The following is a 23995-nucleotide window of genomic DNA, read 5'->3' as shown; positions in this document are numbered from 1 at the left end:
GGAGCTTCCGGTGGTCGCTCTGCACGATTGGCAGCGAGTTCCTAATTGAAGGTGGTAAGGTTGAAGGCTTTTACTCTGAGCACGTTCTTCGCATGTTTCGTGCTTGGCACGCTCACGGCAACCACCTTAGCAGAAACGCAGGACTGCCAGAGCTGTCCTCTGCCTGGTGCCGCCACGCAACCGACCAATGCGGCCATGGAAGGTCCGGTTCACTATTTCAGTCATTTGTTCGATACCAGCGACTTCCCGGCTCGGTGGAATTGTGGGAACTGGTCGGCTGATTTAGGCTGGCTGCATATTCTCTCAGATGGGGCCATCGCGGCGGTTTACTTTGCGATACCGCTGGCGTTATTAGTGTTTTTGGCGAAGCGGCCAACCGTTCCCTTTCCATTCTTGCTGTGCTTGTTCGCGGCATTTATCCTGCTGTGCGGCAGCGGGCACCTGATGGAAGCGGTGATGTTCTGGTGGCCAGCGTATCGCTTCACAGGGCTTATTAAATTACTCACGGCGTTGGTTTCTCTGGCCACGCTAATCGCCCTGCTGCCGATCCTGCCCAAAGCGCTGGCCTTGCCCGATGTGGTGGCTTTGAACCAACAACTGGCCGACGAAATTGGTCGCCGTAAGATCCTGGCTTCTATCATCGATTGCAGTAGCGATGCGATCTTCAGCAAGGAAAGCGAAGGGGTAATTTCTAGCTGGAATCGCGGCGCGGAACGGTTATACGGTTACACGGCCGAAGAAGCAATTGGCCAGACGGTGACTTTGATTGTGCCGGAAGATCGGCGTTCGGAGGTGCACGAACTGCTTGGACAGATCGCCCAGGGTACCTCGATCGAGAACTTCGAAACGATTCGCGTTTGTAAAGATGGAACGCTCCGAGATATTTCGCTTTCGCTCTTTCCGCTCTACGACGCGCAAGACCAAATCTTTGGCGCGGCATCGATTGGGCGAGACATCTCGGCGCAAAAGCAACTCGAACGTGCTCTGCAAAGCAGTAAGAAGCGTTTCGACAGCTTATTGCAAGCGAACATTGTGGGGATCATGACGTCTTCCCTGGATGGCAAAGTGGGGCAAGCCAATAACGAGATGTTGCGAATCCTTGGCTTCTCGCGGCAAGAATTGGAAAATCAAGCGATATGCTGGCACGACCTTGTCACGCCTGAGTCGCGCGGCAGCATCCATGCCGACGCCTGGAAGACGACCTCGATGACCCAGCAGCATCGAGCTTGGGAAGCCGAGTTCGAGCGTCCCGATGGCTCTCGTGTTCCGGCGATGATTGGTGTGACGAATCTGGACGCGGAAGAAGGGCTTTACCTTTGCTTTGTGTTAGATATCACCAACCAAAGGGCCGCGCGCCAAGCAATGAAGGAAGCGAAAGAACTGGCCGAAAAAGCGAACCAGGCCAAAAGCGATTTCCTGGCAACCATCACCCACGAACTACGCACGCCGCTAAGTGGTGTGATCGCCATGACCGAGCTTTTGGCCGATACCGAGCTCGACGAAGATCAACAGAAGTTCGTCAACTGTTGTTGTTCCAGTGGGAACGCGCTGCTGGCGTTGATCAACAATGTGCTCGATGTTTCGAAAATCGAGAAAGGGCGGCTCGAACTGAGTTATCACGCTTTTGATCTTTCGGCCATGTTAGAAGACGTGGTGCAAACGATGCATGCCCGCGCGGCCAACCAAGCGATCACCCTCACGTGCCGGTGGGACTCGACGCAGAAGTTGATCGTGGAAGGGGATAGTCATCGGCTGTGCCAGGTTCTGCTTAACCTGATCGGCAATGCCATCAAGTTTACTCCCGCTGGCGAGGTGACTTTGACGGTGGAAGCGAAACGTCAGATGGAAAGGCAAATCGAACTATCCTTCAGCGTGGAAGACACGGGGATCGGGATTTCTGCCGATTGCCTCGACAAGCTGTTTCAACCCTTCATGCAAGCCGACAGCTCGACCAGTCGTCGCTTTGGCGGCACCGGCCTGGGTCTGAGTATCTGCCAGCAATTGGTGCAAGCGATGGGCGGGAACATTCAAGTGGAAAGTCAGCCAGAGGTTGGCTCGCGATTCTACTTTACGTTGGTGCTACCGGTCATCGAATCTCCTTCCCCTAGCGAGCAGACGCGGACGCCACGTTTGAACAAGGAGAAGCCGACCCCACCAACAACCGATCTACCTGCGCCGCAACAAACCAAGACCTGCCACGTGTTGGTGGCCGAGGACAACGCAACCAATCAACTTTTCATTCGTGAAATCCTGACTCGCGGAGGTTGGCATTGCACGATTGCGTTTAATGGAATCGAAGCTCTGGAACGAGCCACCTCCGAGCGGTTCGATCTGGTGTTGATGGATTGCCAGATGCCTGAAATGGACGGCTTTGAAGCCACGCAGAAGATTCGCCAGTGGGAACAAGCAAGCCAGCAATCTGTGCGACTCCCCATTATCGGGCTGACGGCCAATGCGTTCCGGGGTGATCGGCAGCGCTGCCTTGATGCAGGCATGGACGACTACCTTTCCAAACCGTACACGCGGGTTCAGTTCTGGGAAGTTCTTAGTCGGCATATCGACAGCCAAGCCCCGTCCGCTGTGGAGACCGCCCCAAACGCTATGGAAGAACAAGCCGCGCCGGCGATCGATATCGACTCGCTGTTAGACCAATGCCTGGATGATGTGAACTTCATGAGTTCGCTGCTAGAAACGTTCACCCGCGACGGTCAGACGCACATTCAGCAACTCGAACACCATCTTCAAGTCGAGGACGCGAAGGGGGTGGCCGATCGAGCGCATCAAATCGCCGGGATGGCTTCGATTGTGGGGGCCAAGCATCTTCACAAGTTATCGTGCCACATGGAAGAGTTGGGGGCGATTGCCGAACTTTCAACCGCCAAAGATGCGATTAAGCCCCTGAAAAGCGAGTTCGAGCAGTGTATCCGCATCTCGAATCGTTGGCGAAATTCAGTCACTGGGACAACCTAATGCACCAAACAGTAACCGACGACCTCCTATTATTGAGGTCTGCGCCACCAATCCAATTAGGGGCAACCAACGGAAGCCCCGGATTCGTGGCAAATCGGTCTGCTGCGATGTTGGATTACGTGCGCAGACATCAATAGTACCGATTATCCGTAGTTTGATTTACGCGTCTGCACTGGGCACTTTTCTGCACGGTGACTGGCCATTCAGGATTTTGAAATCAACTTACCCGGACAGCCGTTGACCATGAAACAGAAACAACTGCGAGCTTTGCTTGTCGATGACGACAGTCTGACCCGGCTCAATCTGCGTTTTTTTCTTGAGAAAGAAGGGTTCGTCTGCGAGTATGCGGAAGATGGCCGCGAAGCGTTATGGAAGATGGGCACCTCCGAGTTTGATGTCGTGATTACCGACTTGAAGATGCCCAACATGCACGGTCATGCGTTGGCGATCGAACTGCTTTCGATTGAACCACGCCCCCTTATTTCTGTGCTGACTGGCATACCCGAGCCTCAGATCATGCGCGACTTGATCATTCGTGGGGTCGACGATGTGACTTTGAAGTCGACCAACTTCATTGCCTACGGGGCCAAGGTGCGGGCCATGGTCGATCTTCGGCGACTAAAAGAGCTGAAGCCAGCCACTAAGCCTGAGCCCATGGCGACCAAGACAGAGCAGGGACCTGCCCGGCAGTTACCTGGACGAGTCAAGCTGGGAGAGGGTTTGGCCGAGGTCGTTCAGGCACTTCCTCTTTCGCCCCGCGCGATTGAAGTTTATCGCATGGCGCACGAGCAGGAAATCGAGTGCGAAGAAATCGCCGCTTGCGTCGCCACCGACCCTTCGTTGACCTGCGAGATCTTGCGAATTGGCAATAGCAGCGCGTTCAATTCCACGAATGAACCGATTACCGACATGGGCGAGTTGATCAATCGGATCGGTCGCCGCCGCATCGGCGAGTTGGCCCTGGCCGCTTCTGCCAGCAATGTGTTGAAGAACCTTTCCTCAGCGTTCATCGATATCGGCCTGGCCCGTCGCCGCAGCATGGCCGCGCGCCTGGTGGCCGAGTATCTTTGCAGCCTGCAAACCTTCGAGGTTTCACCTGGTGTGCTGGTGGGTGCGGTCATGCACTGCTTGGGGCATGTCGCGCTAAGCACGGCGTTTCCCACCGAGTATGCCGCCATGCTGGCCGTGGTGAACGAAGGAGGCGTGCCCCATATCTCCGAAGCCACTCGTCGCGTTTTTGGCGGAACCCAATCGGAATTGATGTCGCGGCTGCTGCGTTATTGGAAGGTGCCTGAGCAATTAACGTTCTCGCTGAGCCAAATCGAACGAAGCTATGACGACGCCATCGAGCACCCTGAACGCGTGCGCAAGGATATCGAGCTGTTAAAGCTATCGATTTTGATTGGCTGGATTGCTTGTGGACGTTGGGAACCGCACGATATCGTGGAGATCCCCAACCCAACGGTGGCCAAACGTTTGCGACTCGGCGACGTTTGCGGCCTGATCGATAACGTCCGTCAAGAGTTGCAGCGAACGGCGTCCCCGGCCAAGTCTCCTGAGGTTACACAGCGAATGCAGGTCCACTACCGCGGGTGTGCGATGGACGGCTTCGATTTCCTGGCCGAACTACTTACCGGCTTCGGCTTGGACCTCGTTCGCTGGGATGGGGATCGCGCTGTGCCGGTGATCATCAATGGCCTTAGTGCCCGCGAAGTTCCCACAGCATTGGAAACCAACCGCGATCATACGCTGGTCATCTGCGACGAAGACTTAACCGAGGCTTGGTCTTCGTATGGCAAAACGCTTGCTCTGCCGGCCAGCTATGCCAGTCTAGAAGCCGCCGTCGATAACTTTACCTGCTTGGCCGCTACCCAAAAGCAAACAACCGCCGCCAAAAAGCAGCAGCCACAGAAAAGCTAGGTCGCGCGTTTGCGGCTACTCGGCGTCGGTCAAGGGGCCGATATGTTTGACATTACGATCTTTCAAACCCACTTGAAATTTCTCCCACTGAAACGCTTCGCCAGGATCGTTTTTGCGTCCTTGAGGAATCGCGATATCGCTATGGCCGGTGATGTGGGTGATATCGTACTCGTCGATTAAGTACTCGCACAGCTTTAGCAAAGTCGCATACTGGGCGTCGGTGTAGGGCTCCCAATAATGGCCATCCTCTGACTGAACTGGCGTAGGTCCATCGTACTTGCGGCCGGTGTAGTTGACGAACTGGCCATCGACTTGGCGGAGCGGACCCCAGTTGCAAATCTCGATACCGACGCTGTACGAGTTGACGCCGGTCTTGTCGCCGATCTTGCTTTTGCCAGCGTGCCAGGCAGCTTGATCGAGCGGCACCATCTGGGTGACGGTTCCATCCCGACCGACAACGTAATGCGCCGAGACCTTGGCTTTGGGATTACGAAACCATCCCACCGTCGCGGCCTGCGAGCCACCGGCGGTGAAGTGCATGATGATCGCGGACACGTCTTCCCCTTTCCTGCTGCTGTGATGCGGGCTGGGGTTGAAGGTGACCCAATCTGGCTGCGCATTCTTCTGGCTGGAAGTTACCTCTTCGGCGGAAGCATGCAGACAAGGAAACGCCAGCAAAAGCGTCAGACAAAAACATGGAAAAAGCTTGCGAGTCATCGGTTGCGCGGCCATTAGCGGAGGGAAACAGACGGAGGGAATTCGATATCTGTGTTTATACAACGTGTTGGTGATATCGAAACAAAGGATGTCCGTTTCTTACCATTTTATTGCCCATTTCTGAACAATCGGCGGCCGCGATTCTCTGTTTTGCGCAAGAGAATTTACGCTATGCGTTTGGGCACGGATTCAGGATATTCCGTTTGATATTACAAAAAATTAAAGGCCGGATTAGCAGCCCGTAGAAAAAGCGACGATTCCCCACGAGGGCGATTCACTGCCTGCAGCATCGCTAGTAATCGTTCAAAGCTGAACGAGGATTCTCAAGCGTCTCTCAACAAGGATCAGGGCAAGCTGGAGAGCCAAAAGAAGGCTTGCAAGGCCCTGCAGGCTGCGTGCCGTGCCGATTCCGAAGAGCGTGCGCAGGATCAGGCCCAGGTTGCGGGCGGTGGATTGGATGGTGCAGCGTTTGCGACTCGGCTTGATCGGCGTAATAAGCAAGGCAAATCTCTTCCAGCTGCGCGTCAAACCAAGCCTCCGTCAACAGCTGATTCAACTTTTTATAGAACACATGCCCCGGCGCCTTCGGCAAATCGGTCGAAGCAACCCAAGCCGCCTGAGTTTCGCAGGCCCGTTTTCCTAAAGCCATCATCCATCCTTTGCAATGGGAAGATCTTGCTGGAGAATAACGAGGAGATGAGGGTTTTTCAACGGGCTGCTAAGCAAAAATCCCTGGCGTTTTGCCAGGGCTTTTCTTGGTTTGTGATTTGTGGTTGAAGTTCATCGGCAGAGGGTAGGCGGAAGGCTCAGTGGCATGGTTTAATCGCCACCCTGCCGTGTCTGTGACCAGAAGCCACGGACATAAAACAATACGACCTTTACAATGCCGAATGCTAGAAGTGCCGCTCCGCCAAAACACGCTGCTGCAATCGAATATCCCCGAGGATCGTAATGCGTTAGCCCCATTTCTCCTCCATAGAAACAAGCTCCAAATACTGCTGATGTTACAACGAACACAAATAATATAATTAAATTGCACATTTCCTATGCTACCGATTCATTTTATCCAGGTCGTCTTCAAAAAATATATGATCGCTGCCACCAAGGGCGCCGTTGTCTGCATTGACCGGCTTTCCACCACACAACCCAGGGCAATCGCACGTTGTCGTCGTTTTGGTTCAAGGATTGCACTGTTCTCCGATTCGTCAAGCCGTCGATGGGTGACGGCTGTTTTTGCTGGCATGGAGGGGAACGATGTCTGGGCCTGCTGCTCTGATTTACAAACAGTTTGTAAAGGTTATCGATCCGCGAACTGATCGGGGCAAGAACCATAACCTGCTGACCGCTAACGGGAACCAAGAGACGCTACATCGAAAGTTGCTCGAGATGTTCGCCGACTTCGGCGAGCGAAACTACCAGGTCCCGGGGCTTCGCAAACATACGACTCGCGAGCGTCAGTCAGGCGACAAGCAGCAGTGCGAAACGTCTTTCTTTATCAGCAGTCATCCGCCCCGGGTGAAGCACCTGGCCGGGCTGATTCGAGATCATTGGCGAATCGAAAATAGCCAGCACTGGGTGCTTGATGTAATTTTTGCCGAAGACGCCAGCCGCATCCGCCGCGGTCAGGCCCCAGAAATCACCGCCGCGTTCCGCCGCCTGGCCCTCAATATTTTAAAGCAGGACACTACCGTCAAAGATAACATCCGCGGAAAACGCCTCCGCGCCGGCTGGGACGAGACGGTGCTGGACAAGATTTATGCCGGTTTTAATGGGGATTGAACATGCGATTGCCCTGCCCCCACGGGGTAGCGGCGTCTTGACGCGATGCGAAATCCAGTCGGATGTCTTCAGTTGATAAAGAGTGCCTAGCGGAGCAAGATGCGGCAGTTGCGCAGCTCGAACAATTACCGCTTCACCATCCCCTGAAAAACCAATCGATGACGCCCCGACGTCTCCCAGTACACGATTCTGGTCCAACGGATCGATCCGTACGCAGCTTACTTGCTCGGGGTTACCCGCTGCCGCAGGCTGCTCGTTCTCGCCAGCTTGCACGCTTGTAATTGCCCCCAACAACAAGGCTCCGGCCAGCAGCTGATTCAACTTTTTATAGAAGACATGCCCCGGCGACTTCAGCAAATCGGTCGAAGCAACCCAAGCCGCCTGAGTTTCGCCGGCCCGTTTTCGTAAAGCCATGATCCATCCTTTGCAATGGGAAGATATTGCTGGAGAATAACGGGAAGACGAGGGTGTTTCAACGAACTTCTAACGTTTTAATTTTCGCTTCCAATTCTTCGATCACCGGAGCAATCACTTTCTGCGGGAAACGTTTGTGGATGTGCTGCGGGCAGTTGATGTCCCATGCTTCGATTTGAAACAGGATGACACGTTCGACGCGCGCAGGATAATCTGGATCTTGCAGCCGTTGTTCTAAGTCGTTATCCCCTTCGATCACACGTGCCTGGCCCCACAGCTTGATGCGGCGGCTATGGACGTAATCCATCAGAAAGATGAACGCTTGCGCGTTTTCGGAAAGGTTGCCGATGGTAATGTACTGACGGTTGCCGCTGAAGTCGGCAAACGCGAGCGTCTTTTCATCCAGCACTTTCAGAAAGCCAGGACTGCCGCCTCGGTACTGAATGTACGGTTGCCCAGCCGCATTGGCCGTACCGAAGTAAAACATATCTAGTTCCGCCAAGAACGCTGCCAATTCAGGCGTGACTTGCGTCCGCCAACCTCCGCGCTGTTCCATTTTGGCATACGCAGCTCGCGAACCTTGCTCGGTTTGAATTGCTTTCACCGCTGCCGTGAAGGCAATGTCGCTCGTAACTTTGGTCATGACGTCTCCTTTGTTTGTTGCGTATGACAACTCATTGCACGGCAGGAATCCCTTGGTCAGTATCTGGCCGAGGGCCGGGGGCTGGCCAATGGAAACGACGTTCACTCGCTTGGATAGAGACATCGTTGATGCTGGCTTCGCGTCGCCGCATGAGACCTTGCTCGTCGAATTCCCATAGCTCGTTTCCATAAGCCCGAAACCACTGTCCGGCGGCGTTATGGTATTCGTACTGAAAACGGACAGCGATGCGGTTGGACGTGAAGTTCCACAGCGATTTCGTCAGGCGATAGTCGTGTTCGTTTTGCCACTTGGTGCTTAAAAAGTCACGAATTGCCGCGCGGCCGGTCACAAACTGGCTGCGATTTCGCCAGACTGAATCTTCGCTGTAGGCGAGCGAGACACGGTGCGGATCGCGGCTGTTCCAGGCATCTTCCGCCGCGCGAACTTTGGCGGTGGCCGTTTCCAAAGTGAATGGGGGACGCAGGTCAAGCATCTGATCGTTCCTTGAGAAGTCTTTGTGCAAAAGAAAATGAAAGCCGGGCAGGGTGGCACCGTGCGTCTGCCCGGCGGTGGGCAACGTCGCTTAGTGCGAGCAGGTATCCGTACCGCAGCTTGCCGCAGGAGCGAGCGGTTCCGCTGCCGGAATATCGAGTTCGGTATCGGCGACGTTGTTCAGGAAGTTGGTGAAGCAGCCCAGCACCACGCTGGCGACCATCTCCACGATTTCTGCATCGCTGAAGCCAGCTTCTCGGACTGCGGCTAGTCGGGCGTCGCTCACTTTGCCACGGTTTTCCAGCACGTCGTGAGCAAACGCCAACGCGGCCTTGGTGCGGGTATCTTCACTGTGGCCGCTTCGCCCGGCCAGCACATCGGCGGACGAAAGCCCCATCGCCGGAGCCACGGCAACCAGCAGCGACGAACAGTAGTCGCACTCGTTTTTCTCGCTAGTGATGAGCTTGAGCTGATTTTGCAGCTTGGCATCGATCTTTGTGTCTGCCATGGCCGTGCTAAAGGCCAGAAAGCTGCTAAGAACCGCAGGCGAATTGGCCATCACCTGGGCCGAATTCGGAATCGTACCGAACACGCCTTTCACGCTTTCCAACAGCTCTTGGGTGCGACCAGTTGCGGATTGCAGATCGACGGAATTCAAACGTTGCATGGGAAGATCTCCTACTTTCAAAAAAACAGTTGGGTAAACTTGGAAACACAATACAGACAGGTCTGTCTTTGTCTTGCTAAAAAAATTGAACCTGAGCGGTGCCTACTTCTTAATGTTTCGCTCTCGACCACAGTTCCGCAGTCACCTAATCTATTTGTGAGAACCATATCCATACAGACAGGTCTGTCTTGTTAGAGGCAAAAAAAGGGAACTTGGTTACGGCTTATTACGGCTTTTTGTGAATGAATCTAACATTTGGAACGCGGCCTTCTTGGCGGTATCGGCTGGTTTGGGCGAACCTAACAGGACGGCGCTGATGATCGCCCCTTCGACCAGCAGCGAAATCGCTGGGGCCGTGGCGGCCGCGACGTCAGCATCGTAGTCCTGGGCGATGATCTCTTGAATGCGGGCATGAAAACGCCGCTTGTGAGCCGAAGCAAACTGCGACGCGTCGTGCTGGCTGTCGGCTAACTCGACGGCGGCGTTGATGAACGAACAGCCCCGAAAACCGGTTTGCTGAAACCACTTTTTCAAGGCCGCGAAAAAACCTTCCAGCCGCGTGCCACCTTTCTGCACCGACTTTTTGATTCCTTGCTCGAACATCTGATCGACGTCGACTTCGCGTTTTTCTAACGCCGCTAAAATCAAATCATCCTTGGAGGGGAAGTGGCTGTAGAGCGTTGTCTTGGCGACATCGGCCTCGGCAATAATACGATCGATCCCCACGGCCCGTACCCCTTCGGCATAGAAGAGCTTTTCTGCCGTGTCGATCAGCCGTTGTCGAGGACTCGATTTCTTTTCTGCTTTTGCCATGCTGAGATCATACAGACCTGTCTGTTTTCGTCAAGCGACTTTTTACAACCACTCTCCCATCGCGAGCAGAAATCTCTTCTGACGCAACATGAAGATTGGGTAAAATGGCCTTGCCTCAAGCTACAAGGGCTAAATAATACGTCGCAATTCCGCATTAACAGCTACCCAAAGACGACGAACACCACCTAAGCAACTTTTTGCACATTGGGCGTTGTTCCTCGGGATAGTTCTCGTAAAATGCAGCGTCCATCATTGGATTCTAGCTATTTGCCTTGCTTCGCTGACTTCCTGAGAGGATTCGCACCGCATGTCTTTGCCTACTCGTCGTCGATTTTTACAAACGTCTGCCGCTGCGACCACGGCTTTTGCGGCCCCGCTTCTGCTGCGGGCTGAAAATAAGTCAGGCTCCAGCCCGCTTCGCGTCGGCTCGGGCGAGTACGTTTACGAGTGCCACCATGGCTGGGGACAACTGCCTGAGGGCATTCAATGGGGCGCCACCCACGACGTCGCGATCGACGAGGCTGGCCTGATTTACATCACGCATCAAAGCCCGGCCAAAGACCCCCTGGATGCGATTGTGGTGTTCGATGCCGACGGCAAATACGTTCGCTCGTTCGGTCAAGAATTCCACGGCGGCGGGCATGGGCTTGATCTGCGGAAGGAAGGCAACCAAGAGTTTCTTTACTTAAGCGATATCAAGAATCATCAAATCGCGAAGCTCGACCTGAACGGCGAGATTGTCTGGACGAAGGGTTTTCCGCAAGAGTCGGGCAGGTACCAGGACGCTGGCCGGTACACGCCCACCAACATCGCATTGGCTCCGGAGGGTGGCTTTTATGTCGGTGACGGCTACGGTTCGCACTTCGTTCATCAATACGACGCCGACGCCAACTGGGTCCGCAGTTGGGGAGGGAAGGGGAGCAAGCCGGGCGAGTTGAATTGCCCGCACGGTTTGTATGTCGATACCCGCCCAGGCCGCGAGGCTTCGCTGTGCGTGACCGACCGAGCCAATAATCGCCTGCAATACTTCACCCTCGATGGCGAGCACCTCAGCTACGTCGACAACTTGGTTTATCCTTCGTCGCTAGATGTACGCGGCGAAGTGATGCTGGTGGGGGAACTCGATTCGCGCCTGACTTTGCTCGACAAAGACAACAACGTGCTGACCTATCTCGACGACGATCCCGCGTGGCGTAAGCATGTGAATGCGAACGGGCGGAAGGTTCGCCAGCAGCGCGATCAGTGGGTCGCCGGCAAGTTCGTCCATCCTCACGGGGCCACCTTCGATGCCGACGGCAACATCTACCTGGCCGAATGGGTCGTGGGGGGACGTGTTTCGCTACTACAGAAAGTTAGCTAAGCGAACCTAGCCAAACTCGCAGTTGAAAGCGGCGGCGTCCCCTGCGGACAGACGCCGTTTTTTATTGGTGCAAACGCTGCCAATTACGAATCTGGGGTGATGTTCAAAGCGGCTCGGTAGTCGGCAATGGCTTTGAGGAAGTCGGCTTTGGAGGCGATATCGATCAAGCGCGCATTGGTGGCCGATTGTTCGTATATGTTCAGTTCCACCAGGTCGATATCCCCTTCGTTAAATTGAATGCGGGCCAACTTCATGGCTTCGTCTGCCAAGGCGACGTTTTGTTCGGCCCGAATGATACGCTGCTTGGCGTTCAACAAGGCCGAGATGGCGTCTTGCACGGTCGCAACCGTTTTCTCGGCCGTGAATTGGCGTTTGAGCGAGAGCTGTTGCAGTTTGCCTTGGGTGGAAGTGATTTTGCCGAAGGCCGCGCGCCGCTGCAAAGGGACTTCGCCGAAAAGGCCCAGCTCTAATTCAAACGGAGTCTTATCCCCTTTGGGACTGGTCGGATCGCCGACATCTTTCGAGGCGTACAACTGGGCGTCGAGCTTAGGCAAAACCGAGTTTTCGGCCTGTTCTAAATCAATCCGCGTTTGGCGAATCTTCCAGTCGATATCTGCCAGCAGCGGCGAAGCGGCGATGGCCGTGGCAGGGGCGTCTTGCAGGTCTTGCTCGGAAGGCAACAGTTGCGGCGGGAAGTGGCCTGGCAGCAGCGATTCGTGCGGTAACAGCGGTTCGCCTTCTGGATTGCGAAAGAAGAGCGAAAGCTTGATCGCCGCACTTTGCAGCTTCCGTTCTGCTTCAATCACTTTCGTTTCCCGCGCGGCGATGAGCTGCTCGTTGGTGATGCGGGTGATTGCTTTCATGTCGCCTAGCTCGATTCGGCGTTGGATGTTTTGAACGCGCTGCAGGGCGAGCGCCAGTAATCCGCGTTCGGCATCGCGAGCCTGACCGGCGGCGACCCAATCCCAATAGTAGATCGAGGCAATTTTGGTGAACTCGATCAGTTGCGCTCGAATCTCTGGCTCGACCCGTTGTCGTTCAAGCTCGGATTTGAATAGCTCGGCCCGGCGTTGATCGATCGCGCGATCTTTCAGCAGCGGCATTCCCACGCCGGTTGCAAATTCGCCGCCACCGTTGGTTTGCTGACCGCCGTACCAGACCGGAAAGTTGCCTTCCCCCAGCCGATAGCCGCCATACAAATAACCGCCGGAAAACAGCGGCTGCTCCATCGAGACCCCTTGCCGGTAATATTCATAGAACCCTTCCGGGCGCGAGATGCTCGAGCCTTTCAACTTCAGGTCGAACGCGCCCATGGCGGTGACGTTTTCGCCAGCGGCGACCTCGCGGCTCAGGTAGGCACTGGAAAGAAGTGGGTACGAAGCTTCCACGGCCTTGATCACGTCTTGCATGCTCAGCGGCTTCGGCTTCACTTCTTCCAAGGGCGTGGCCTGCTGCGGTACGGCTTCTAAAGGAGCTGACTCGAGTGGTGCCCCTTGCTCGTTAAGCTGAGGCAAATCTTCGTCGAAGGAGACCATCTCGTAGTCTGCCGGCTGCGGGTTGGTGGCGACTTCCGGCGGCGCTGCCGCTTCCTGGCTGTGGGTAGCTTGGGCCGTGGTTGTTTCGGCATAGGCTGGCACGTGAACCGACGAAGAGCGACAACCGCTCAAGCAGTTGGTCGCCACGATGGTGAGCAGCAAGACGACGAGGTTGCCCCGGCTTATTTTGGCAGCTTGACTTTCGACTTCACAGGCTTCTTGCTTGCGGGCTTCTTGCCGTTGGTGGCCGTCGGTGGGAATCCGTTCAATTGTCGCCATATCTCGTAGCCTAGTGGAACCTGATTTAACATCACCCAACCGTTTGCTTGCACACCTTGCCGCAGGTAGCGATCCGATGGCCATGCCCCTTCTTCATCGGGTACGACCAAAACACGAAAGTTGCCTTGGCCATCGTCGGTTGCGTCGACACTGGTAACTTTTCCGCCGAAAGTGCCCACCGCCACCGAAGGCCAGCCGGCAAATTGAACGGCGGGCCAACCTTCAAACTGCAAGCGGACGTGATCGGCGTTTTGCACCAGGGGAACATCATTACCGGAGATCCAAAGTTCGACGGCCCGCTGAGTGGTCTCAGGGACAATCGTAAACAGGGGATCTCCTTCCTTTAACATTTGTCCACGTTCAAAGACCTCGACTCGATACAAGGTTCCATCCCGTGGAGCTCTGATTTTCAAGCGTTCGAGTTCAGAAAGTTTGATTTCCAGATCGCGTCGTTCTTTGTTGGCGGTGGCAACCTGGCCGAGCGCCTCGTGCTGCATGGCTTGGGCGTAATCGACCTTCGTTTGCGCTTCGCGTTCTTTCTGGATTCGCTCTTTCTTCTTCGCTTCGTACTCTCCTAAAGCGGCTTCCACATCGAGCTTGGCCGACTTCAAGTCGGACTCGGCTACGTGCAGATCTTTTTGCAACTTCTCCAATTCCTTTTCCGATTGCAGACCACTGGCAAACAGTTTCTTTTGGCGTTCCAAATTCAACTGAGCCTGCAAACGTTTGGCTTCGTAGCCGTCGACCAGTTTTTGTTTCGAGTCCCACTTCGCCTCGGCCGCTTCGATCAACTGATCGGCCCCCGACACGGCTGCAAGTTTGGCTTCGGTGAAGTCGATAACGTTCCTGCCGTAAACATCTGCTTTTGCCTCGGCGGTGGCAACCTTGGCATCGAGGTCGCGTAAGGAAGCTTCCAACTGATTTACCAAGTCGGCGGCGCCTGGTTCCATTTCCAGGATCAGGTCCCCTCGCTTCACCAGCGAACCTTCGCGCAGCTCAGGCGAAATTAACGACACGACTCCTTTCGTTGGCGCGGTGATCAACTGCTGTCGTTCTTGCGGAGCATAGGCAACCACTTGCCCGGTCCCTTTGGCCGATTGCTGCCATGGCACAAAGACCATCCCCACAATGCTCAGCAGAAGCATTCCCAACAGGATATTCGCCAATCGCCACACCCAACGCGATGACTGCACCAGCTTCAATGCTGGCAAGCTATCGTCGTGCGATTGCGGAATATCCGATACGTTTCGTAAACCCGATACTTTCATCGGTGTTCCCTTGCTTTAGCCGTTAGGTGCTATTGAGTTTCTGATGCGATTGCCCCGGAATTTTCACCCTTTAACACGACTTGGCGCTGGCATAACTGGGCGATGCTTTTCCTGACGGTGGCGACCACCAAAGTCCAACTGTTTTCGCCTTGCAATCTTTCCAACAATCGCCCCGCCATCTCGTCGGAAAGCCCGTCGAGTGCCCCATCGAGCAGCAGCATGCGCGGGCGTCCTACGATCGCGCGGGCCAACATCAAACGGGTGGCCTGGCTGCGGGAAAGTTTGTGTCCATGGGTCTGCACCATCGTGTTAAGACCGTCGGGCAGGTCTTGCAGTTCGTCAAACAAGTCGACAATCGTCAACGCGTCACGGACATCTTTGGCATTGATGTGCGGACGATTTAAATGAATGTTCTCGAGAATCGTTCCGTGGAAAATGGCGACTTGGCCAGCCAATGCGATATGCTCGCGAAGGGAATCGGGACGCAGTTCTCGGATATCGATATCATCCAGCTCGATCCCACCTTTGCTCGGCGAGCGTAGCCCACACAAAAGACTTAGCAGGGTCGACTTGCCCGCGCCGGAATCGCCCAAAATGGCGGTGCAAGTTCCTGGTTCGATTTCCAAACTGAAATTGGAAAACAAGGTTCGGCCTTGGTTAGCCAACGTGATTCCCCGCACCCGCATTGCTGCCGGAGTCCCTTCGTTGAGATGGAAGAGCCGGTCGTGCTGTTCGGTACTCAAATCGAAGAGATTCCCCAGCTTATCGATCGAAGCCAGCAAGTCGTAGAAGCTTTCGAGGTGCTTGCCTAATTTTGCGAACGAGCCGAGGATCATCATCACAATCAACTCGGCGGCGACCAGTTGGCCCAGGGTCATTTCACCGGAAATAACGAGCCAGCCTCCGAGCCCCAGCAAGCTTGTGGCCGCGACGGCTTGAAGGCCGAGCACGAACAAGATTTGACGCAATATGACTTTGAAGTGAGACCGTCGAGCTTCGAGCCAATGCACGGCCAAATCGTCGGCTCGCTCTAACGCGTAGGACTGGCCTCCGTTCATCTTAAAGGCGGTAGTATGCCGGGCCAGTTCCTGCAGCCAGGCCGCGACGGCGTACTTTGCTTTAGACTCTTTGATCGAAGTTTTTACCGCCCCACGACCCAGGCCAAAAATAGCCAGGGCGATCAGCATCAGCAGGACCACATCGAAGCCTAAGAAAAAGGGATGGTAAAAAGCGATCACGGCCATCCCGATGATGGTTTGCAGCACAATCGTCACACCATCAAGCAGCAATACGGAAGTCGCTTTCTGGACAGTAACCACATCGAAAAAACGATTGGTCAGCTCTGGTCCATGGACGTCGTTGAATTCGTCTTGCTGGACCCGGGGCAAGCGATAGGCCAGGTCTTCGACTACCCGGATGAAGATCCGCCGTTGCAACACTTCCGCCACGAAGATGATCAACGCCCGCATCACCGCCGCGAATACGAGGAAGACAAACAGCATCAGTGCCAGGACAATCACCGGCTGCAAATATCTGCCGAACGCGACCGTGTTGACCAGCACCTCGACAGCCACGGGAGTCGCCAGTGCCAAGATGCCGACAACGGCCGAGAAGACCAACAAGATCCACAGATCGCGTCGCTCGGGAATAAAGAGCGATACCAACCGCGAGAACGGCTTTTGCCCCCCTTGAGCCGAAGGTGTTTTCGTTGGGCGAGATGGCGTTTGGCAACTTAAAGCCGGCTGACCGATCAGCCACCGATACTTGGCATCTTTACTCTCGAGCGAAAGTTCCTTTCGCAGATTTCGCAACGAAATCCATCGTTCCGACTCGACGAGCGGTTCTAGCACGTGAACCTGAGAGCCTTTGACTTGAGTGATGATACGCCAGTGAGTTTGCCCCGCTTCGTCGTCGACGCCGAAAGCGATGGGAGTGCCATCGTGGACAAACGCAATAATGCGATCGACAGACGCATCGAGCGTGCGGACCTTGAGGTTGATGCTCTCGCCCACTTCCACCAAACGGCATCCCCAGGCAGCGCTTTCCTCGCCCGGTATCGCGCGTTCTGCTTCGTGCAACAGACGCCGAGCCTGGCCTCGATCAAACGAAACACGGGCTGTGGCGGCGAACTGTGCCAACACACAAATGGCTCCTTCGAGCGATAAATTATTCGTATTTCCTGCAGCACCTAGTGGCATTGTGGTTCAGACTTTAGGGAGAAGTTCTTAGGTGAATTCTCGGCTCTGTTTATAAATAGCTCGCCTGACACGCGAGCGACGCCAAAAACGGAGCCTAGCTTGGCTTTAACCGCACATCTTGCAGTTTCTTAATTGTCGACCTCAACCCTAAAGCTGAAAAATAGAAAAGAAGTAGGGTAGGCATAGATTTTATCTATAGAGGGTTTCACCCATGCAGATTCGCCCCCAAACGGTCGTTTTCTCTGCGATTTGAAGCAATAGATAGGCCGAACTCGCGCTGGGCAGGTACTTGGGGAGTGCTTTATGCGGAAAACACAGGGGGGTCGTCGCCCCCTCCACACCTAAATAAAAGCGACTTCGACGCGACAGTCTGTTCGGTTCGAGGCATATTACGCACCCCCCACGAGCGAACAGACATATTCCCTCTGGCAAATCTGCCTTCTCGCAACAGTTCACGCTGGTGGACCTTGGCCGATGAGGAACAGCCAGGCACACAACAGCCATCCCGGCACTGTGAATAGCGCCTTGTCCGAGGGCTCAGTTGATTAGGCGAATTCAATCTCCCGCCTTGATTCAAACCGCAACGAAGCCAAGCTGGTCCCACTGCTTACGCAATTCAAGAAGGACCGTCGCTGATTGAGCCTTGCCAGGGCGACAACCAGTGCCATGCGTCCCGTTCGTGCGAACGGGGGACACTCCTCAGCTTGCTTTGCGTTGCCACACGAGTGATTTCCGCCAGGCTTTTTAGTAAATCCTGGTGCATCGAGACGAACTCTGCGTATCCAAGCGTGATAGGAACATCGAGTTCATGAATGAGGCATGTGAGAAATATAATCGCTTACCACTTGGGGTTCGCCATCGAATGGGCTGCTGCGAGCGGATACTCGTTGGAAGAAAACGCCAGGCCTGCAATCTACAACAGGTTCTTAGGCGTTTTGAAACGCTTATGCCTTGCCTACGAACAGGCAAGTCGGTTCCTTTTACTGGACCGAGTCGATGACCTTTTGGGCTTCTTTCCCATAGTAGGCCTCGGGGAAGCGGCTTGAGGCGCGGCCCATCATGCGGCGGAGGGTAACTGGAGTTGTCCCTTTTTGCATGGCTTGGTCGTACAGCTTTTTGGCGGTTAGCTCTTCTTGAAACGCTTTGTCTTCTTCCAGCTTGTCGAGCAGCCCGCGACAGGCTCGGCCTTGGGGGGTCGATTTGAAATTAGTGGCGATGGCCTCCGCCATTTCGTACCCTTTGATTTGCTGCGGAACGGTCCCCTTGCGTGAATCGGCGATCTCTTTCACTTGTCCATCAAGGAAATCACTAATGGCCGAGTTGAACTCGTTGGCCAGCGGTTCATCCATCTTCTTCCGCATCGCCAGCAGCGATCGTTCGTCGAGGTTGCTTCCCAGTTCCAGCGGCCACAGCACCTGTTTCAGGGCGTCGGACGTCTTGTCGGTCAGAAACGAGAACTTCCCTTCCAGCCCAGTCTTAATTTGTCGACTTAAGGCGAACTCTTTCTGGCCGTTCTCTAAGTTGTAATAACCGCCGGCCTGTTTCCGGTTGGTTTGTTGGCCATCTTGGAAAATCGAGTAGTTGAACAGTTCGCTTTGAAAACCCATCCGCGCCACAATGTTCGGGTCGTCGCCGTGGAAGATGTTCGGCCCGACTAGTTTTCGCTGCAGGGCGTAGTCGACCCCGCGGACCGTTTCGTCTGCGTTCACCGCGAACAAGATGACCGGCTGATCTTTGATCGACTCGGCCAACTGGGCGAATAGCTCTGGGGTCCAAACGTTGCACTTCGGGCACCATGTGGCATAAACCAACACGATTGGCGTTTTGTCGCCGATCGTGGCCTGCGAAGGAACCCGCCCTTGCCAGCGGACGCCTGCCAAAGCCTGATCGAGCGTAACCAAAGGGCGCTCGACCGCTGGGGTCTGGGCGAAGAGGGTTGTCGAAAGCAAAGTGGCGGCGAGTAGGCTAAGCACAATCTGGCGAAGAGCTGGCATGGGAATCTCTCTCGGTATCAGGTGCCAAATTCACGTCGGCGTGAGCATGGCACCAAATCAATACGTTTACGAACAGGGCCTTTGTCGTCGTTGCAAACGAATATCGGCATCTCTTGATTGAACTGGCTCAGCCTAGCGCCGTCAAGTCAAATCCACCTGAAATGGGGCCTGGCGAACCACTTGCAGGCAAATTTTGTTGGCACAACCGTTCCCTCAATATTTTGCCAGCACGGACGAACTAGAAATGGTGCCTACCCCATCCTACAATCGCGATTAGCGCGGGGCAGCGCCAACCTTTTTCAACAACCCAAATGACCCCGTAGGAGCCTACCCCTGATGCAGTCTCATGAAGTTGACTACGAAATTTTTGGCGATTCCATGCAATTGGTCGAAGTGGAACTCGACCCTGGCGAGACCGTCATCGCCGAAGCAGGCGCAATGTGCTACATGGAAGAAGGGATTCAATTCGACACGAAGATGGGGGACGGTTCGACGCCTAGCCAAGGTTTCTTTGGCAGCTTAATGCAAGCTGGCGGGCGAATGCTGACCGGCGAATCGATCTTCATCACTCACTTTACCAATCGCGGCAGCGGCAAGAAGCGCGTTTCGTTTGCGGCGCCTTTCCCAGGCAAGATCGTGCCGATCGATCTTGCGAAAGTCAACGGACGCATCATCTGCCAAAAAGATTCGTTCCTGTGCGCGGCGTTGGGCACCAAGCTGTCGGTGGCCTTCAACAAACGGCTCGGCACTGGCTTCTTCGGCGGCGAAGGGTTCATCATGCAGCGAGTCGAAGGAGACGGCATGGCCTTCGTGCATGCTTGCGGCACGATCATCAAGAAGGAACTGCAAGGCGAAACGCTCCGCGTCGATACCGGCTGCCTCGTCGGCTTCACCGACGGCATCGACTACAACATCGAGCGAGCTGGCAACTTGAAAAGCATGGTCTTCGGCGGTGAAGGCCTGTTCCTGGCGACCCTCCGCGGGCACGGAACCGTCCTGCTGCAAAGCCTCCCCTTCAGCCGCATGGCCGACCGCATCGTCCAACACGCCCCATCCGCCGGAGGCAAAAGCCAAGGCCAAGGCTCCGTCCTCGGCGGCTTAGGCAACTTGTTCGGCGACTAAAACACCGACGCGGGCCAACCACATGGCAACGCAACTCGCAACCTGGTGCGTTGCCCCATGGTGAATGGTGGTGAGGTTGGCTCGCAGGGCTTGGAACTTCGAGATTCACCGTAGGGTGCTCGCCGGGTTATGCTGCCCCCGTCCATACGTACATGGGGATGAATTGCCTTATGTCTGTTGATCCTCGACGTCGCCTTCGCGTTTCCCTTTTTCTGGCTGCCATATTGGTGTTGTGCCTCGCTTTTGTTGCATGGAACACTTGGCAGTACATTCCAGGCACGTATTTTGTTGATAACGACGGTCATGCCTACGGGACCGGGAGGGAAATGTACTTTTATGACAGCGGGGAACTGCGGCTTGTGGAGGAGTACGAAGCCGGGATATTTAACCCAGCAAACGCACTACCTGCGAGATGGTGCGGTGGTCATCACTTCGTCGTTTGACGTGCAAGCTGGTGGCACGGGATATATTGTGAACGATGATGGCTCAATTCGGGCCAAGGTGCCTTATCGTTTCAGTCCAGAGCAGAAGGAGTATTTCGCCCACGGGAATGCGGAATACTATGACCTAGACGGAACTGTTGAAAAGATTGTTGAATTCCAAAATGGGGTCGAAACCAAAGAAACCACCAAGCCATAAAAACCACAGCTGACGTATCACAGCCTCCATGATTCCCACGCAAGCAATGCAACGACACTGCCATGATCACCACGCACGATCACCGTGGACGTGTGCCACGGTGCCTCGGGCCCGTGTCTTGACGGCGGGGGCACGTGACTTACATTCAGGTTTGTCCTTCTCGCCAGGCAGGCAGTGTCGAAAAAGACTCAGCATGACCCCACAGCATGCTCACGAAGACGTGAACATGGCACCCTGGCAAGTTCCTATTTTGAAATTCAGATTGGTTCATGGAGTGTAAATGAGGGACTAAATGTGGAGACTAAATTCTCCGGGGCTGGAGTGTCTTTTTTTTCTGGAGATACTGGAGTTGCGGTCTCTTTGAACATTAAAGGCAGTGTAAGCTTCTCATATACCGTGACTCTTACATAACCATCGGCGACATAGCAGTGGAGTGATTGACGTGAATTGGTGCCGTTTTGTCATTTTGTATTGCATGCAAGTAACGCTTGTTTGTCTCTGTGGGTTATCCATGCGTGCCAAAGCAGACGACATTCCTCGTTCAGACCAGGAAGTAATCAATTACCTGGAAGGCCAACACGCGGGCTTAAATTATCGGGAAATTGAAGGTCGCGTCGAGCTAGTTGGAGTGTCTATCGTTGCTCGCCCGGTTACGAATGCAGATGTCTCGAAGTACATCATTCAGTTGAAGCATTTAGAAGAGCTTGACCTCGGCGGCACCAGAATTACTGACACCGCTTTGGCTAAAATCGCGGAGCTACCGACGATCAAAAAATTTAGTTGCTGGGGATGTAAAATAACGGATGTTGGTGTCCGAGAAATTGCAAAATTGGAGAACCTAGAAGAGCTTAATCTTTGGCATACCCAGGTGACAGATTCCGGCTTTAGCCAGCTTAAGTCCTTGAAACAATTGAAAGTTCTTAATGTCTCTAGGACATCGCTTACTGATCGTGGGCTGGAGTCGTTTTCTGAATTGAATCAACTGCAGTATCTCGATGTGAGTGGGACGAAAATTACCGACGCAGGATTGAGTCATCTGGCCCCATTAAAGAATCTTGAATCGCTTTGGCTACTTGAAACGAACGTTCGAGGTCAAGGTTTTCGCTCATTAAGTTCTCTGGAAAAGCTCAAGGACTTGCGGTGTGATTATTCTGAAATCGACGACGAAGGGATGAGGCACATTGCACAGTTCAAATCCATGGAATCCCTGTTTCTTGGCCATACCGCGATTACAAACGAAGGCATAAAGTTCTTGGCTGATTCAAAGCAATTGCGGGCACTACGAATCAATGGCACCAACGTCGGAAACGAAGGGATAGCACACATAGCAAAGCTGAAAGGCTTGAGAACACTGATGCTTAGCAAAACAAAAGTCGACGACGAAGGAATCAAAAACATAAAAGCATTCGAAGACCTTGAATACCTTTATCTTGATTCAACGACAATCACCGACGCATCCGTCCAGTTCTTACAGCCATTCAAAAAGCTAAAAAGCCTCAATCTGTCGTCTACTAAAATAACCGCAGCGTCACTGGCAAGCCTCAAAGAAATGGAGGCCCTTCAAAGTATTAGTATCTTCGACACCGAATTGGAAAAGCTTGGCGAGGCTGAGCTGCAAAGTGAATTGCCCGGTATAAAGATTTCAAGACATCGCCCATTTTTGAACTGACTTCTACATGAGGCAAGAGTAAGGAGGCAGAACGAAATCGGAGGAATAAAGGGGTCAGGACTCGGTTTTCTCCGCTCGCCCTATGATAAACTACCCATATGGGTAAGCCTAAGCGAGCCGGGTATCATGCTCTCGTCCGCGAGAGCATGGGACTTACATTCAGGGTTTGTCCTTCTCGCCAGGTAAGCAGTGTCGAAAAAGACTCAGCATGATCCCACTGCATGCTCACGAAGACGTGAACATGGCACCCTGGCTAACTTCGTGAAATTTGTTTGGGCATGGATGGTCATGATTCTCGACGCGTCCAGCAGTTCTGCCCGTCCCAGTGAACAATTGCCACGAAATGAACCGAATGATCTACGAACCTTCCCCCATCGAACAAGCAATCTTTCAATTCTGGGATTTGCAAGTTGCGTGTGCGACGCCAGATTTGGCGTTATTGCCTTGCTACCTAAAGCGAGAAGTCACCGGTTGCGGCTTCTTTTTGGAACCTGTGGCCGGGCAGCAGTATCTGCCGCTGAAATCAACTGCTGACCTGGAAGACATTAACGGTCAAGACCAGTCCGGCCAGCCCATCATTGGAATCATCGCCTTCCAAGATGACCTCGGTATTAAAATGATTGAAGGCTTTTGCTATACATCACTTTGGCCAGATTGTGAGTTTGCCGACTTATCGCTCGGCGAAAGCAAGTCGAAGCAAAGAACGAAGATCGCCCTTGGCCAGACCGGCGTCGTCTCCCTTAGCAAACTCGCAGAAAGGGCGTAGTCCCGTTGAGTAGAGCCCTGTAGGGTGCTGCGATGATGGCGAGTAGGTGCCAATCGGTTTAAAATAGAAACCGCATCGGCAGTGGGCCAGGTGTTGCTGGTAAACAGCCGGTTTTCTTCGCTTAACTTTGTTAGGCAGTTGGGTGAACGTTCGACATCATGTTACGTCGACGGCACTCGATCAATTGGGTAGGGCGATATGCCATGGACGAAAGCCCGCACGACAGAACTACTGAGCAGCTGCAACAGCTGGCAAAAGTTCAGGCACTATGGCGCCGTATTTCGGCTGTGATTCTCATTGGTTTTTCTTTGCTGCTTGTGTTGGGCGGGGGGGTGTTATCCTTTTTCACCGGCAGAGCGAGCGACTTTTATGGCATGCTTTTTTATGCCGTGTTTCCCTTGATCACACTGGCCTACTTCTATTTCATCCTGCTCAACCCCTGGCGAGATCCGCTGAAGACGGAGCAAAAATGTGTCACCGTTTACCGAAAGCAGCGACGCCAAACATGGAAGACGGCGATTGGTAATGGCTGGATCATGCTGTTGGCATCGCCAGCGTTGTTCATTGTTTTTGTCGGAAAAGGACTGGAAGAAGGGTTTTGGCAAGCAGTATTAGGCGGCTTGTTGGGGCTGTTATTTGCGGTTGCAGGCATCGCGAGTATCGTCTGGGGACGACGCTCGCGCCGGACCGATCAGGCACGACAACCTGAGTAAGGGTGCCGTTTCCCGACGCACGAGTTTGCTAAACCGT

Annotated in this window: 20 protein-coding genes; 9 read left to right on the top strand and 11 right to left on the bottom strand. The window is 54.2% G+C overall.

All coding sequences use genetic code 11. The features are described from left to right. Window positions 1–60: 60 nt before the first annotated feature. Both DTL42_RS19185 and DTL42_RS19180 read left to right on the top strand, forming a co-directional pair. Entirely contained in the window at window positions 61–2970 is a 2910-nt protein-coding gene (locus tag DTL42_RS19185) for a PAS domain S-box protein (RefSeq protein WP_147274351.1), read from the top strand. Window positions 2971–3213: 243 nt separating this feature from the next. Further along, window positions 3214–4890, top strand: a complete 1677-nt coding sequence (locus DTL42_RS19180; RefSeq protein ID WP_114371010.1) for an HDOD domain-containing protein — start codon at window positions 3214–3216, stop codon at window positions 4888–4890. 15 nt (window positions 4891–4905) lie between these two features. Here the strand turns inward: DTL42_RS19180 and DTL42_RS19175 are convergent, their stop codons facing one another. Then, window positions 4906–5607 (bottom strand): N-acetylmuramoyl-L-alanine amidase, encoded by a 702-nt coding sequence (locus DTL42_RS19175; RefSeq protein ID WP_158545468.1) that lies wholly within the window; start codon window positions 5605–5607, stop codon window positions 4906–4908. A 303-nt stretch (window positions 5608–5910) separates the two neighbouring features. Beyond that, complete coding sequence (locus DTL42_RS26410; protein ID WP_158545467.1) at window positions 5911–6135, bottom strand: hypothetical protein; 225 nt, start codon at window positions 6133–6135, stop codon at window positions 5911–5913. Window positions 6136–6861: 726 nt separating this feature from the next. On the opposite strand from DTL42_RS26410, the gene DTL42_RS19165 reads away from it, so the two are divergent. After that, complete coding sequence (locus tag DTL42_RS19165) at window positions 6862–7386, top strand: ISAs1 family transposase (RefSeq protein WP_114371006.1); 525 nt, start codon at window positions 6862–6864, stop codon at window positions 7384–7386. Here the strand turns inward: DTL42_RS19165 and DTL42_RS26610 are convergent. From DTL42_RS26610 to DTL42_RS19140, 5 genes are all read right to left on the bottom strand, one after another. Next, window positions 7279–7800, bottom strand: coding sequence for a hypothetical protein (locus tag DTL42_RS26610; RefSeq protein WP_199590181.1), 522 nt, complete (start codon window positions 7798–7800; stop codon window positions 7279–7281). The genes DTL42_RS19165 and DTL42_RS26610 overlap by 108 nt on opposite strands. A 58-nt stretch (window positions 7801–7858) precedes the next feature. Then, on the bottom strand, window positions 7859–8443 hold the full coding sequence (locus DTL42_RS19155; protein ID WP_114371004.1) for a pyridoxamine 5'-phosphate oxidase family protein: 585 nt from the start codon (window positions 8441–8443) through the stop codon (window positions 7859–7861). Window positions 8444–8474: 31 nt separating this feature from the next. Continuing rightward, window positions 8475–8936 (bottom strand): DUF1348 family protein, encoded by a 462-nt coding sequence (locus tag DTL42_RS19150; protein WP_114371002.1) that lies wholly within the window; start codon window positions 8934–8936, stop codon window positions 8475–8477. Window positions 8937–9026: 90 nt separating this feature from the next. Further along, complete coding sequence (locus DTL42_RS19145) at window positions 9027–9602, bottom strand: carboxymuconolactone decarboxylase family protein (protein WP_114371000.1); 576 nt, start codon at window positions 9600–9602, stop codon at window positions 9027–9029. 216 nt (window positions 9603–9818) lie between these two features. Then, window positions 9819–10415: a TetR/AcrR family transcriptional regulator gene (locus DTL42_RS19140; RefSeq protein WP_114370998.1), complete on the bottom strand. Its 597-nt coding sequence runs from the start codon at window positions 10413–10415 to the stop codon at window positions 9819–9821. Window positions 10416–10722: 307 nt separating this feature from the next. Here DTL42_RS19140 and DTL42_RS19135 point away from each other — a divergent pair, with 307 nt between their 5' ends. Continuing rightward, window positions 10723–11775 carry a peptidase gene (locus tag DTL42_RS19135; protein WP_114370996.1) on the top strand — a complete coding sequence of 351 codons (1053 nt, stop codon included), beginning with the start codon at window positions 10723–10725 and terminating at the stop codon, window positions 11773–11775. Between the two features lie 83 nt (window positions 11776–11858). On the opposite strand, the gene DTL42_RS19130 is transcribed toward DTL42_RS19135, so the two are convergent. From DTL42_RS19130 to DTL42_RS19115, 4 genes are all read right to left on the bottom strand, one after another. Continuing rightward, entirely contained in the window at window positions 11859–13589 is a 1731-nt protein-coding gene (locus DTL42_RS19130; RefSeq protein WP_158545466.1) for a TolC family protein, read from the bottom strand. Beyond that, window positions 13493–14857: an HlyD family secretion protein gene (locus DTL42_RS19125; protein ID WP_114371033.1), complete on the bottom strand. Its 1365-nt coding sequence runs from the start codon at window positions 14855–14857 to the stop codon at window positions 13493–13495. Before DTL42_RS19125 ends, DTL42_RS19130 begins: the two co-directional genes overlap by 97 nt. Before the next feature lie 29 nt (window positions 14858–14886). Continuing rightward, the gene (locus tag DTL42_RS19120; RefSeq protein WP_158545465.1) at window positions 14887–16998 is read right to left on the bottom strand and encodes a peptidase domain-containing ABC transporter; all 2112 of its coding nucleotides are present in this window, start codon (window positions 16996–16998) and stop codon (window positions 14887–14889) included. A 1037-nt stretch (window positions 16999–18035) separates the two neighbouring features. Further along, entirely contained in the window at window positions 18036–19049 is a 1014-nt protein-coding gene (locus DTL42_RS19115; protein WP_114370990.1) for a protein disulfide isomerase family protein, read from the bottom strand. 336 nt (window positions 19050–19385) lie between these two features. Between DTL42_RS19115 and DTL42_RS19110 the strand changes: the two genes are divergently transcribed. The 5 genes from DTL42_RS19110 (at window position 19386) to DTL42_RS19090 (ending at window position 23958) form a co-directional block, all read left to right on the top strand. Then, window positions 19386–20171 carry a TIGR00266 family protein gene (locus DTL42_RS19110; RefSeq protein ID WP_114370988.1) on the top strand — a complete coding sequence of 262 codons (786 nt, stop codon included), beginning with the start codon at window positions 19386–19388 and terminating at the stop codon, window positions 20169–20171. 336 nt (window positions 20172–20507) lie between these two features. Next, a complete protein-coding gene (locus DTL42_RS19105) occupies window positions 20508–20810 on the top strand; it encodes a hypothetical protein (protein WP_114370986.1) in 303 nt (100 codons plus the stop codon). Between the two features lie 511 nt (window positions 20811–21321). Further along, window positions 21322–22479, top strand: a complete 1158-nt coding sequence (locus DTL42_RS19100; protein ID WP_158545464.1) for a leucine-rich repeat domain-containing protein — start codon at window positions 21322–21324, stop codon at window positions 22477–22479. Between the two features lie 343 nt (window positions 22480–22822). Next, complete coding sequence (locus DTL42_RS19095) at window positions 22823–23245, top strand: hypothetical protein (protein WP_147274349.1); 423 nt, start codon at window positions 22823–22825, stop codon at window positions 23243–23245. Between the two features lie 203 nt (window positions 23246–23448). Continuing rightward, window positions 23449–23958 (top strand): hypothetical protein, encoded by a 510-nt coding sequence (locus DTL42_RS19090; protein WP_114370980.1) that lies wholly within the window; start codon window positions 23449–23451, stop codon window positions 23956–23958. Window positions 23959–23995: the final 37 nt, after the last annotated feature.

The organism is Bremerella cremea, assembly GCF_003335505.1.
Classification (GTDB): Bacteria; Planctomycetota; Planctomycetia; order Pirellulales; family Pirellulaceae; genus Bremerella; species Bremerella cremea_A.
This window is presented reverse-complemented; position numbering and strand designations above follow the sequence as displayed.